The organism is Collinsella aerofaciens, assembly GCF_040910245.1.
Taxonomy (GTDB): Bacteria; Actinomycetota; Coriobacteriia; order Coriobacteriales; family Coriobacteriaceae; genus Collinsella.
In genome coordinates this window covers 36120-48214 of the sequence record NZ_JBDGAY010000017.1, presented here as the reverse complement: position 1 = coordinate 48214, position 12095 = coordinate 36120, and the positions used below count along the sequence as shown (strand labels likewise).

General features: G+C 61.3%; 10 protein-coding genes. 8 read left to right on the top strand and 2 right to left on the bottom strand.

From position 1 onward, the window contains the following. Window positions 1–29: 29 nt before the first annotated feature. Window positions 30–992 (bottom strand): diacylglycerol/lipid kinase family protein, encoded by a 963-nt coding sequence (locus AB5Z20_RS07070; RefSeq protein ID WP_250787385.1) that lies wholly within the window; start codon window positions 990–992, stop codon window positions 30–32. An 86-nt stretch (window positions 993–1078) separates the two neighbouring features. Continuing rightward, a complete protein-coding gene (locus AB5Z20_RS07065) occupies window positions 1079–2500 on the bottom strand; it encodes a chloride channel protein (protein WP_368156774.1) in 1422 nt (473 codons plus the stop codon). A 210-nt stretch (window positions 2501–2710) separates the two neighbouring features. Here AB5Z20_RS07065 and AB5Z20_RS07060 point away from each other — a divergent pair, with 210 nt between their 5' ends. The 8 genes from AB5Z20_RS07060 (at window position 2711) to AB5Z20_RS07025 (ending at window position 12075) form a co-directional block, all read left to right on the top strand. After that, the gene (locus tag AB5Z20_RS07060; protein ID WP_368156773.1) at window positions 2711–3973 is read left to right on the top strand and encodes a molybdenum cofactor synthesis domain-containing protein; all 1263 of its coding nucleotides are present in this window, start codon (window positions 2711–2713) and stop codon (window positions 3971–3973) included. A gap of 10 nt (window positions 3974–3983) precedes the next feature. Then, the gene (locus tag AB5Z20_RS07055; protein ID WP_118080408.1) at window positions 3984–4463 is read left to right on the top strand and encodes a MogA/MoaB family molybdenum cofactor biosynthesis protein; all 480 of its coding nucleotides are present in this window, start codon (window positions 3984–3986) and stop codon (window positions 4461–4463) included. A gap of 203 nt (window positions 4464–4666) precedes the next feature. Beyond that, window positions 4667–5539: a molybdate ABC transporter substrate-binding protein gene (gene modA, locus AB5Z20_RS07050; RefSeq protein ID WP_320677568.1), complete on the top strand. Its 873-nt coding sequence runs from the start codon at window positions 4667–4669 to the stop codon at window positions 5537–5539. A gap of 245 nt (window positions 5540–5784) precedes the next feature. Then, window positions 5785–7050: a molybdate ABC transporter permease subunit gene (modB, locus tag AB5Z20_RS07045; RefSeq protein ID WP_368156772.1), complete on the top strand. Its 1266-nt coding sequence runs from the start codon at window positions 5785–5787 to the stop codon at window positions 7048–7050. Between the two features lie 3 nt (window positions 7051–7053). Beyond that, a complete protein-coding gene (locus tag AB5Z20_RS07040; protein ID WP_368156771.1) occupies window positions 7054–8124 on the top strand; it encodes a sulfate/molybdate ABC transporter ATP-binding protein in 1071 nt (356 codons plus the stop codon). A gap of 429 nt (window positions 8125–8553) precedes the next feature. Next, window positions 8554–9837 (top strand): double-cubane-cluster-containing anaerobic reductase, encoded by a 1284-nt coding sequence (locus tag AB5Z20_RS07035; protein WP_368156770.1) that lies wholly within the window; start codon window positions 8554–8556, stop codon window positions 9835–9837. Between the two features lie 154 nt (window positions 9838–9991). After that, on the top strand, window positions 9992–11155 hold the full coding sequence (locus AB5Z20_RS07030) for a double-cubane-cluster-containing anaerobic reductase (RefSeq protein ID WP_368156769.1): 1164 nt from the start codon (window positions 9992–9994) through the stop codon (window positions 11153–11155). A 155-nt stretch (window positions 11156–11310) separates the two neighbouring features. Next, window positions 11311–12075 (top strand): acyl-CoA dehydratase activase, encoded by a 765-nt coding sequence (locus AB5Z20_RS07025; protein WP_196022386.1) that lies wholly within the window; start codon window positions 11311–11313, stop codon window positions 12073–12075. Window positions 12076–12095 lie beyond the last annotated feature (20 nt).

The following is a 12095-nucleotide window of genomic DNA, read 5'->3' as shown; positions in this document are numbered from 1 at the left end:
GTCCCCATTTCACCGCAACTTAGGGATGGCTAGTGGGTGGGGTGCCAGACGTGGAGAGCGCCGGCGAGGATGTCCACCTCGATGCGCGAGGCGACGATGGGCTCGCCGTCGGCCTGGATGGGGTAGTCGGGCTCCTCGAACGTGAGCTCGGCATGACGGCAGCGATGCATGCGAACCGGCGACAGCTTGGTATGGTGGCCGTCCTTGGCCGAAAGGAACATGGGCAGGGCGACCGCACGGGGGACGGGGCCGCAGGCGTAGCAGACGTCGAGTATGCCGTCGCACGGGTCGGCGTTGGGACAGATGCGATAGCCAGAGCCATAGGTGGGCCCCAGCTGGATGGCCATGATAATCGCCCGCACGCGCTCGGCGGGCGCGCCGTCAAAGCTGACCGTCATGGGGTAGTTGCGATAGCGCAGGCCAAACTGCTCAAGTCCCGAGAGAGTGTAGAGCGGCGCGCCTGTCAAGCCCGTCTTTTTGCGCAGCTCGGTGGTGCCCAGGCCGATGGCGGCATCGATGCCGACCGAAAGCGTCTGGTCGTAATACTCAACGGCAGCCTCGCCGCTGCCGCCCGCAGGGCTCCACGAGCGAATGCGCCCGATGTCCTGACGCTGCAGCTCGCAGGTGAGCAGCGCGCCAAAATCTTTGCCGGAGAAATCGTCGATACCGAGCGTTTGGGCAAAATCGTTGCCGGAGCCTACGGGTAGGACGGCAAGGGCGGGACGGACCGCCTCATCCTGCGTCATGAGTCCATTGACGACCTCGTGGATCACGCCGTCGCCGCCGAGTGCGATAACCGTGCGGTAGCCCTGGGTCCGTGCGGCAAGTTCCTTGGCATGTCCCATGCGCTCGGTAAGCACCAGGTCAAACTGGGATGAGCGCGCGGTCATGTCCAAAAAGCGCTGAAGGCGCTCGGCAACTTCGCGCGCCGCACCAGACTGGGCGGCGGGGTTGGCGATGATGAGCGTGCGACCAAAATCAGTTGCGTGCATGGGGCGACTCCCGGCGTGTGACATGACGGTGCGGTCGCGCTCAGGTCGAATTGCCCCTGATTGTGGCTGCACGGCGATTATTACATCTACTCTATCAGGTCGTTGTGGCGCTCGATAGCATCCGCTACCGTACCGCCCTCATCCACAATAAGCGAACGGCGCTTGGGTGAGATGATGCGCTGGGCGGGGTACACGCCGCGGTGTCCGCCGGTTAGGTAGCTGATAAAGGCTACGATGACAAAGAACCCGGCAGCCGTGCCGTGGAACAGGTCGATGGCCATCATACAGGTGGTGATGGGTACGTTAAGGCCGGCGCAGAACACGCCGAGCATGCCCAGCGCCGCCAGAAAGCTGGGGTCGATTCCGACGAGGCAACCGATCCAACCGCCGAGCGCCGCACCGATGCCAAACAGGGGTGTGACCTCGCCTCCTTGGAAGCCGGCGCCCAGGGTGAGCGCCGTCACCACGAGCTTGATGGCTGCGTCGGCAAGGGTCGTGTTACCGGCGAACCCGGCGCCCGAGAGCCAGGTGGCAAGGCCGGCATACTTCCAGGCGTCGAGCATCGCGTAGGCCGCGAGCACCACGAGCGCGCCCACGAGTGCGCGAGCAATATAGTTGGTGATAAAGCGGCCGTACAGGCTCTTGACGGTACGAACCGACCAGGCAAAGAGACGTGCGGTGAGACCAAAGATGATGGCGCTGATGACTACGATGACAACCGTCCGTGGTGTCATGTTGGGAACGCTGGCGATAACATTCGCCTCGTACTCGGTTCCCAAGGCAAGCGACGTAAAGTAGCCGGTAAACGAGGCGACCAGGCAGTAGATACCTGCGGTGTAGTCGATCTTGCCGATAAAGCACATTTCCATGCCAAAGAAAGCTCCGGCAAGGGGCGAACCGAATACGGCGCCAAAGGCCGACGAGATGCCGGCGAGCATGAGGTCGTGGTGGTCATGCTTTTTGAGGTGGGCGAGGCTCGAGATGTTACTGGCGATGGTGCCGCCAATCTGCACCGCAGCCCCCTCGCGACCGGCCGATCCGCCGGTGAGGTGCGTGAGCGTGGAGCAGACGAAGGTGAGGACGGCCATGCGCATATGGATAAGGCGTGTGCCCAGGGCGGAGTCGATGACCAGATTGTTACCTCGTTTGGCGGCAAGGCCGTGGTTTTTGTACACCCATGCGGTGGCAACGCCCACAACGGGAAGCAACGCGTAAATCCACGCGTGGTGCTCGCGATAATCGGTCGCGATATTCAGCGAGGCCAAAAATGCCCAAGCGGCAACACCCATGGCGAGCGAGACGATGACGACGAGCGCGAGCAGTTTGGCGCTTGCAAACAGGTTGCGGGCGTTGCGGCGTGTGTCGGCGGCCAAGAGCTGCTCGGAGCGGGTGAGTTGACGCCTGCCGGCCATGATGACGTCGCTAAGGGAGAAAAAGCCGCCATCGTCGAGCGGCTGGGAATGATCCTGCGCTTCGTTTGCGCTTTCGGGTTTGTTGTTATGAGCCATATATTCCTCTTTTAGGTTGCAACGCAAGCATTATAAAACGCGGCAAACGCGACGAGCCGGTGGGTTGGTTTCCATTCTGTTTCGCGGCTTGCGGCCGACAGGTGTATTTGCGGGTACAGGCCAAATCGCGGTCGCGCGTCGGGGGATTATACTGAGACAAGCATAAAGAATCGGCGCTCCTGTTGTGCGCCGTGGCATTAAGAGGTGCATATGGCAGAGAAACTCATTCCGCTGGAGGACGCGCAGTCGATTGTTCTGTCGCACGTTGCTCCGACCAATCTCGTCGAGATTCCCGTGTGGCAGGCGGCTGGTTTTCCCTTGGCCGAGGATGCTGTGGCCGATATCGACATTTCGCCGTTTGACAACAGCGCTATGGACGGATATGCCGTGCGCTCGGCGGACTTGGCGCAGGCGTCTGGTGAGACGCCGGTGACGCTCGACGTTATCGGACATGAGGCCGCGGGCCATGTCTTTGAGGGCGTGGTCGGCGCGGGCGAGACGGTCCGCATTATGACAGGCGCGCCAGTACCCGAAGGTGCCGATGCCGTGGTGAAGTACGAGATCGTCGACGTACTCGATGGCGATGGCAACGAGGGCTCGCACGTTCGCTTCTCGGCGCCTGCCAAGGTAGGGGAGAACGTTCGCTCGGCTGCCGAGGAGGCCCATGCCGGCGATGTTGTGATGCACGCCGGCGAGGTCGTGGCTCCGGCCGGCGCCGGTTTGCTGGCAAGCGCCGGATACGCGAGCGTGAAGGTGCACGCTGCCCCGCGCGTGGGCATCATCTCGCTGGGCACGGAACTGGTCGCACCGGGTAGGGTACCGGCACGCGGTCAGATTCGCGATTCCAACTCCTCGGCGCTGATGGCCGAGGCGCTCGATGCAGAAGCCGAGCCCGTGTTCTACGGCATCGCTCCCGATGATGAACAGGCGATTGCCGAGCTCGTACATCGTGCCGTGCAGGAGTGCGATTTTGTCATTACGAGCGGTGGCGCCTCGGCGGGCGATTACGACTATGTGACGGCGCTGGTCAAGCGCGAGGGCGAGGTTCTGTTCGATCGGATCTCGATGCGTCCCGGCAAGGCCATTACGTTTGGCTTGCTCGGGGGTAAGCCTTACCTGGGGCTTTCAGGCAATCCGGCCGCGGCGTATGTGGGCTTCGAGATGCTCGCCCGCCCGGCGATTCGTAAGATGCGCGGCTTTGCCGAGGGCGCGCGTCCCGTGCAGCAGGCGACGCTCACGCACGGTGTGAAAAAGCGCCAGGACCGACGCTTCTTCGATCGCGCCACGGTTTTGCGCGACCCCGAGACCGGTGAGCTGTTGGTGACCGAGGCCAAGACGCAGAATTCGGCGCTGCTCGGCACGATGCAGCGGGCCAACTGCCTGCTGCGTATTGACGAAGGACCGTGCGAGCTCAAGGCGGGAGATGTCGTGGACGTCGTGCGTGTCGACCTGCCTGAGGGAACGGTGCTATAGGAGGATCGCTATGGAGTTGAAGATTTCGATTGTGACGTGCTCGGATACGCGCGATCTTGCCCAGGACGAGGCCGGAGCCGCACTCGAGGAGCTTATCGAAGCGCAGGGCTGGACGGTCGCCTCACATGTGGTCGTGCGCGACGACGTCAGCGAGATTGGTGATGCCATTGTGGAAGCCGCCGATGAGTGCCACGCCAATGTCGTGCTCACCTGCGGCGGCACGGGGCTTTCGATGCGCGATGTGACGCCCGAGGCGACGCGTGCCGTCTGCGACCGCGATGTGCCGGGTATTGCAGAGGCGATTCGCGCGTACTCGATGACCAAGACGCGCCGCGCCATGCTCTCGCGCGCTATTTGCATGCAACGAGGTCATACACTTGTCGTAAACTTTCCCGGTTCTACGAAGGCCGCCCGCGAAAGCTGGGAGGCCATAGCAGACCAGCTGGAGCATGCGGCTCAGATGACAGCGGGCGGCGGACATACCAACTAAGCGGTTTACCTGCGGCGGGGCGACCTTATCGGTCGCTCCGCCTTTGTTTTCCGCCGAAGCGACGCCGAGGGGTACGGTACCTCGAAACTATATTCTCTAGCGAGAATAATTTCTCACTACCATTATTCGCACAGAAGTATAATCTGATTGCAGATTAAAGCCTGCGGCGGGGTGCCCGGGCATAGCGTTCGAAAGGGTTGAACATGTTCGATATGGTTTCTCGTCGCGGATTCGTCTCGCTCTCTGCTGCCGTCGCTGCCGGCCTTGGTCTTGCCGGCTGCTCGGGCGGCAAGACGTCCGAGCCGGCCGGATCCGATGCCGGTTCTGCTAAGGCATCTTCCAAGAAAGCTGTCGAGCTGCAGGTCTTTGCCGCCAACTCGCTCGAGAAGGCGCTCCCCGAGGTCCAGGAACTCTATACCGAGCAGACCGGCACCACCTTTGCCGACACGCAGTTTAAGGCCTCCGGCGACCTTGTCGAGCAGATGCGCGCCGGTGCCGCCGTCGACGTGCTCATCACCGCTTCCAAGGGCACCATGGATGACGCTGAGACCGCCGAGCTCGTCGACGTCGATACGCGTGAGGACATGTTCGTCAACGACCTCGTGATCATTCGCGCCGAGGGCTCCGACACCAAGGTCGAGGCCATCGCCGACGTCGCGAATCTGGACGGCAAGATCGCCATTGGCGACGCTAAGACTGTTCCCGCTGGCAAGTATGCCAACCAGGCCCTGGCCTCCGTGGGCCTCTATACCGGCACCGAGGGTGACGACGGCGAGTATGCGCCCGAACTCGCCGACAAGGTGGCCCTGGCCGATAAGGTCGGCACCGCTGCCGCCTACGTCTCTACGGGCGACTGCGTGGCCGGTTTTGTCTACAGCTCCGATATCTTCCGCTACGACGGCATCGAGGAGGCCTTCGTGTGCCCCGAGGATTCGCACAAGCCCATCGTGTATCCGGGTGCTGTTGCCGAGAGCTCCGAGCACGCCGACGAGGCCAAGGCGTTCATCGACTTCTGCCTGACCAACAAGAAAGCCCAGAAGATTTGGGCCAAGTACGGCTTTGAGCTTTCCGCGTAGAGCGGCTTGGCGCGATAATTCCATCGTTTTATGTTTCACTCCGTCCTTGTATTCGCTTGGAGCTTTTCGTGCTTAATAGATTCCGCATGCTTGTCGCCTGTGCTTTGACCTTCGCGCTTTGCTGGGTGCCAGGATTTGCGTTTGCTGGGGACACTGAGGACGGGGCCCAGGTTGCTGCGACCGCTCATGGGCTTTCCTATGGGATCGAGTGTTTTGAGCGGTTGGCCAGGGGGACCGCTCGTGCCATGGAGGGCCAGCCTGAGGGCTACCGGTTTCCCGTTGACGAGGACGTGGACCTTGTAGTGGCGCCTGCTGCCGATCGCGTTGTGGTGTGGATATCGCCCAAGGCGGTCGAGAAGTATGGATTGGATCCGCAGGACAACGAGTGCGTATCGGGTCTCAAGGCCCTCGTCTGTAAGCTCGACAGCGCAAACTGCATGGGAGGTGCGCAGCTAGGGGACGTGGATCTTCCTTGGTATGTCACGGCGGAAACAACGTTTGAATCCGGCGGGTATACCTATGGCTTTGACGACCGCGGTGCGGATGGGGACCGCTATGTGGTGATTGCATCAGCCTCGGGTGATGCCAAGGGCGGCGCGCGTTGGCTTGATAGCGCTCAAATGGTAGAGGCATCGTCTGTCGTGTTGCGGGATGAGCGGGGGCCCTTGACCTCTTCGGCCTCCTTATTGGGCGGCATCGACTACCGACCGTTTTGGGTGTCCATTAAAACGAGTGGCCTTGCCCTGCTGATCTCCTTTGCACTGGGCCTGTTCGCCGCGTGGAAGACTATGGGTACCTCGAGCCGCGTGAAGGGTTTGCTCGATTCGGTCTTTACGATTCCTATGGTGCTGCCGCCCACGGTCTGCGGCTTTCTGCTCCTCATGCTGTTTGGCCGCTCGACCGGGGTGGGTCAGTGGCTCATCACGCACGGCGTCTCGATCGTCTTTACCTGGCCCGCGGCGGTGATATCTGCCGTGGTGGTGTCGTTTCCCCTGGTCTACCGCACGGCGCTCGGTGCCTTTGAGAGCCTTGACACGCAGATGCTCGATGCGGCGCGAACCCTGGGCTGGTCCGAGCGTCGCATCTTCACCAAGCTTATGATGCCGCTTGGCTGGCCCTCGATTGCCGCCGGCACGGTGCTCGCCTTTGCCCGCGCGATGGGCGAGTTTGGCTGCACCCTGTTCTTTGCGGGCAACTATGCCGGCATTACGCAGACCATTCCCATTGCGATTTACTTTGAATGGATGGGCGGCAATACGTCGGTGGCCCTCTTTTGGGTCGTGGTCGTAATAACGTTTAGTTTCCTAGTCATCCTGTTCATCAACATGTACACCGCTCATTCGCAAAAGTATCGCGAGCGGGGCCTTGCCCGTGCGGAGCGCAAACAGGCCAAAGATCTCACCGGACAGGGCGATTCGCTCGACCCGGCGGGCGGCGATGCGCTGCGTATCGATCGCGAGGCGCTGACCGAGCTCATGCGCGATGATGCCGCTTTGCAGGGAGGTCGATAGGCCATGTCGCTCGTTCTGGATATCAAAAAGCGCTATTCCGGCTTTATCCTCGACATGCAGCTCGAGGCCGGCGAGGAGCGTGTGGCGCTGCTCGGTGCCTCGGGTTGCGGCAAGAGCTGCACCTTGCGCTGCATTGCCGGTGTGGAGACGCCCGACGAGGGCAAGATCGTCGTCAACGGCGTGACCTTTTTTGACTCTGCGGCGGGCATCAACCTGTCGCCCCAGGAGCGAAAATGCGCCCTGCTGTTCCAAAACTATCAGCTGTTTCCCAACATGACGGTGGCCGATAACGTATGCGCCGGCGTAAAGGACGCGGGCGACGCCGCCGCGCGCAAGCAGCTTGCCGAGCGCTACCTGGGCATTTTTGGCCTGGCCGATTTTGCCGACCGCTATCCCGCGCGCCTCTCGGGCGGCCAGCAGCAGCGCGTGGCGCTTGCCCGCATGGTGGCGGCACACCCGGGCATCTTTATGTTCGACGAGCCCATGAGCGCACTCGATGCGTATCTTAAGAGCGCGCTCGAGCAAAACATGCTCGACCTCTTTGATGTGTGCAACCGCACCGTGCTCTACGTGAGCCACGACATCGACGAAGCGTGCCGCCTGTGCCAGCGCATCTGCGTGATGCACGACGGGCATGTTGAGGAGATCGGCTCCGTCGAGGACGTGGTCCGCCGTCCGCAGACGCTGGCGGCACTGCGCCTGACGGGCTGCAAGAACACAAGCCGGGCGCGCAAGATCGGCGACGAAGAAGTTGAGGCGCTCGATTGGGGCATGACCTTTAACGTGGGTCGCGAGGTTCCCGATAATGTGGCGTACCTGGGCATTCGCGCGAGCTACTTCCATGTGGACAACCGTGCCGAGCGGGGTCGCAACAGCTACGACCTGCACGTGGCGCGCGTGAGCGATTCGCGTTTTGAGCGCCTGGTGCTGTTGGATGCGCCGCGGGCCGATGCGCCAACGCGTCTGCAGTGGAAGGTCAACAAATTGAGCGTACCAGCGGATGGGTTACCGCAAGAAGGCGAGACCCTGCGTATGCATTTTGATGCCAGCAGGATCCATCTGGTTTGTCGGTAGCGCCGGGTAATGCCGTCGGGGATATAAGTCTCGGCGGCTTTGTCTTGCCGTTCGCCTAATGGGGAATGACAAACTCTTATCAACACAGATAATTATTTATTAAACGGCGGCACACGACGCTGTCGTACGAATGTCAACGGTGTTCGCATGGTCGACGACCGTTGATATAGTTGACCTTAACTTGTAAAGGAGGACGCGCACATGCCGCAGACGACATACATTCGCCGCGTTGCCGCGCGCGCCCTGTATATGGCTCGGAGCCGCATATGAGCAGGTATGTTCACGGCTCCGGGAGAGACGACGCACAACTAAATAATCGACCGCAAAGCGGGTTCCCCAAAATTCCGGGTTTGAGCACGGCTGGGTTTTCGCCACCCACCGTGCAGAAATACCGTAGCTATTCATTTTTGGTTCGAGAGGGGAACCGTCATGGCTGAAGAATTTGATTTCCATCCGATGTGGGAGAGCCTCGGCATGAATCTTGCCGACCACGACATGCTGCTGGGCGCTGTGGGCCAGATGTACGGCGATATGTTCCTGACGCAGAACAATCGCCCCAAGTCCACGTCCTACCTGGATTTTGTCGCCACCAACATCCACAGCGGCCGTATTAAGGAGATGCTCGACAAGAAGGAGGCCGGCGAGGCCACCAAGATCGTCGGTTCGTTCTGTGTGTACGTGCCCGAGGAGATCGTACTTGCCTGTGACGGCATTCCCGTTGGTCTGTGCTCGGGTGCCGACTGGGCGACCGACAAGGTCGAGGAGCATCTGCCGCGCAACACCTGCCCGCTCATCAAGAGCTTTGCCGGCTTTAAGCTGGGCGAGGTCTGCCCCTACATTGAGTCGAGTGACTTGGTGGTAGGCGAGAACACCTGCGATGGCAAGAAGAAGGCCTACGAGTTCTTTGCCACGCAAAAGAACATGTACGTCATGGATATTCCCAACGTGCACGACGAGTCGACGCTCGTGACCTGGAAGGCCGAGGTTAAAAAGCTTGCCGCCAAGATCGAGGAAGAGTGCGGCGTCACGATTACGCCTGAGCGCCTGAAGGCTGCCATCCACGCCGTCAACGAGAAGCGTCGCGCCCTGCAGCGTCTGGCTGCGACCCGCGCTGCCGATCCGGCGCCCATCAGCGGTCTCGACAGCCTGCTGACCGTTCAGGCCGCCTTTATGGATGACACGCCGCGTCTGACCGGCGCCATCAACGAAATGGCGGCTGAGTGCGAGCAGCGCGTTGAGGCCGGCGAGGGTGTGGCGCCCAAGGGCACCAAGCGCATCCTGTACACCGGTACGCCCATGGCCGTGCCCAACTGGAAGCTGTTCAACCTCATCGAGAAGGCCGGCGGCGTCGTGGTGGGCGACGAGTCCTGCACGGGCTCGCGCTACTACAAGGACCTGGTCGACGAGTCCGGTGAGACGGTTGACGAGATGCTCGACGCCATCGCCGAGCGCTACTTTAAGATCAACTGCGCCGTCTTTACGCCCAACGACCAGCGTATGAAGGACATTGTCCAGATGGCCAAGGACCTGCATGCCGACGGCATCGTCGACGTGGCCTTGCAGTTCTGCACGCTCTACGAGATGGAGTCGTTTGCCGTGGAGAAGGCCGCCGAAGAGGCCGGCATCCCGTTTATGCACATCACGACCGACTACGCCGGCGAGGATGCAGGCCAACTGCAAACCAGGATTGAGGCTTTCTTGGAAACCATTTAGGGCTATCCGGTCCAGCGGCTTCCCCAAGCATCCGATCTTGCCGTTCAAACCATCGCTTGCATACCAAAGTACGCGGCGCTCCTCTTTCACGGCAACCTCGGGCACCTGGGAAAGCCGTTTCCTTGGTTGGTTAAAAGGTTTGTTAAGGAGTTATATGTCGGAAAATATTGAGCAGCCGTTGCCGTCCACGTTTGAGGAGTTCAACGAGCAACGCAAGGCGGCGTTTATTCGCGTCAAGGATTATAAGCAGGCGGGTAATCGCCTGGTCGGTTTTCTGTGCAGCTACACGCCGCTCGAGATTATCGATGCCGCGGGGGCTGCGAGCGTGGCGCTGTGCGGCACGTCCGACGAGGTGATTCCCGAGGCCGAGAAGGTGCTGCCGGCAAACCTGTGCCCGCTCATCAAGTCTACGTATGGTTTTGCCTATTCGCAAAAGTGCCCGTTTACGTACTTTAGCGACATGATCATCGGTGAGACCACCTGCGACGGCAAGAAGAAGATGTACGAGCTGCTCAACGAGCTCAAGCGCACGCACATTCTGCATCTTCCGCAGGGCCGCGATCGAGCCTACGAGCGCGAGGGCTGGTACGAGGAGTGCCGTCTGCTCAAGGAGGAGCTCGAGAACTTCTACGGCATCACGATTACCGACGATGATCTGCGCGCTGCCGTCCGTCGTCGCAACCGCTTGCGTGCGGCCCAGCTCGAGATGTTTGCGCTGCAGGCCAACCAGCCGGCGGCCATGAGCGGCGTCGACCTGATGAGCACCATGTTTGCCGGTACGTTTAGCTTTGATATCGAGGCCTATACGCAGCAGCTGGAGCAAAAGGTTGTCAAGCTGCGCGAGGCCTACGACGCGAGCGAGCGCCCGGTTGCGGCGGATGCCAAGCGCATTCTGATCACCGGCTGCCCGGTGGGCGGCGTGATCAACAAGATCGGTCGCACCATCGAGTCCAACGGTGGTGTGGTCGTGTGCATGGACGACTGCTCGGGCGAGCGCACGGCGGCCATGATGATCGACCCGGAGGCTCCCGACATCTTGCGCGCCATCGCCGACCGCTACCTGGACATTAACTGCTCGGTCATGACGCCCAACGACGGTCGTATGGAAAACACGCTGGCCATGTGCGAGAAGTATCACGTCGATGGCGTAGTGGAGAGCGTGCTCCAGGCGTGCCACACCTTTAACGTGGAGAGTGCGCGCATGCAGGAGACTGTCGAGGGTGCGGGCATTCCGTACATGAAGATCGAGACCGACTACAGCAACGGCGACATGGGACAGATCGAGACCCGCATCGCCGCCTTCATCGAAACCCTCTAGCTTCCTCAGGCACCGGATCTTGCTCCTCAAACCGTCGCTTGCGTACCCAATGTACGCTGCGCTCCTCTTTCGGGTCAATCTCCGGCACCTGAGAAACCTAGAGCTAAGGCGCCTGAACGCGCCGCTACCTTTGATGTTTAGATTGGGAGAGAGCCATGATAGGGATCGGGATCGATATCGGGTCTACGGCGGCTAAGGCTGCTGTGGTCGATGGAGGGGGTTCGGTGGCGTGGACGTGCGTGCAGCCAACCGGGTTCTCCTCGGTCGATGCGGCGGAGCGTCTGCGCGGCGAGCTTGCCGCGGCCGGCTATGACGTGGCTGCCGACGACGTGCGCGTGATCGCGACCGGCTACGGTCGTGTCGCCGTGCCCTATGCGCATAAGGTCGTGACTGAGATTACCTGCCACGGTACCGGTGCTGTGCGCCTGTTTGGCGACCACGGCACCGTGATCGACGTGGGCGGTCAGGACACCAAGGTCATTCAGATCAAGGGCGGTCGTGTGGCCAAATTTGCCATGAACGACAAGTGCGCTGCCGGCACGGGGCGCTTTTTGGAGATCATGGCCGACCGTCTGGGTATTTCCCAACAGCAGATGGCCGACCTTGCGCGTTCCGGCGAACCCACCAAGATCAGCAGCATGTGCACGGTGTTTGCCGAAAGCGAGGTCATCAGCCTGATCGGTCGCGGTGAGCCGCGCGAGAACATTGCGCGTGGCGTGATCGACAGCGTGGTCTCGCGCGTGGCGACCATGGCTGGGCAGGCGGCGGGCGCCCCGTACTACCTGACGGGAGGCCTGTGCGAGAACGCATTCGTGGTGGAGCGGTTGGGCGAGCTGCTGGGGTCGCCGGTGACCACCTCGCCCCAGGCTCGCTTTGCCGGTGCCATCGGCGCGGCGATTCGCGCACAGGCGCTCAATTAATGCATCCGCCGCAGGCTCGC

Bases quoted from the DNA above. Each gene is read 5' to 3' on its own strand.
- AB5Z20_RS07070 (WP_250787385.1), bottom strand. From the start codon at position 992: ATGCACGCAACTGATTTTGGTCGCACGCTCATCATCGCCAACCCCGCC.
- AB5Z20_RS07065 (WP_368156774.1), bottom strand. From the start codon at position 2,500: ATGGCTCATAACAACAAACCCGAAAGCGCAAACGAAGCGCAGGATCAT.
- AB5Z20_RS07060 (WP_368156773.1), top strand. From the start codon at position 2,711: ATGGCAGAGAAACTCATTCCGCTGGAGGACGCGCAGTCGATTGTTCTG.
- AB5Z20_RS07055 (WP_118080408.1), top strand. From the start codon at position 3,984: ATGGAGTTGAAGATTTCGATTGTGACGTGCTCGGATACGCGCGATCTT.
- modA (WP_320677568.1), top strand. From the start codon at position 4,667: ATGTTCGATATGGTTTCTCGTCGCGGATTCGTCTCGCTCTCTGCTGCC.
- modB (WP_368156772.1), top strand. From the start codon at position 5,785: ATGGAGGGCCAGCCTGAGGGCTACCGGTTTCCCGTTGACGAGGACGTG.
- AB5Z20_RS07040 (WP_368156771.1), top strand. From the start codon at position 7,054: ATGTCGCTCGTTCTGGATATCAAAAAGCGCTATTCCGGCTTTATCCTC.
- AB5Z20_RS07035 (WP_368156770.1), top strand. From the start codon at position 8,554: ATGGCTGAAGAATTTGATTTCCATCCGATGTGGGAGAGCCTCGGCATG.
- AB5Z20_RS07030 (WP_368156769.1), top strand. From the start codon at position 9,992: ATGTCGGAAAATATTGAGCAGCCGTTGCCGTCCACGTTTGAGGAGTTC.
- AB5Z20_RS07025 (WP_196022386.1), top strand. From the start codon at position 11,311: ATGATAGGGATCGGGATCGATATCGGGTCTACGGCGGCTAAGGCTGCT.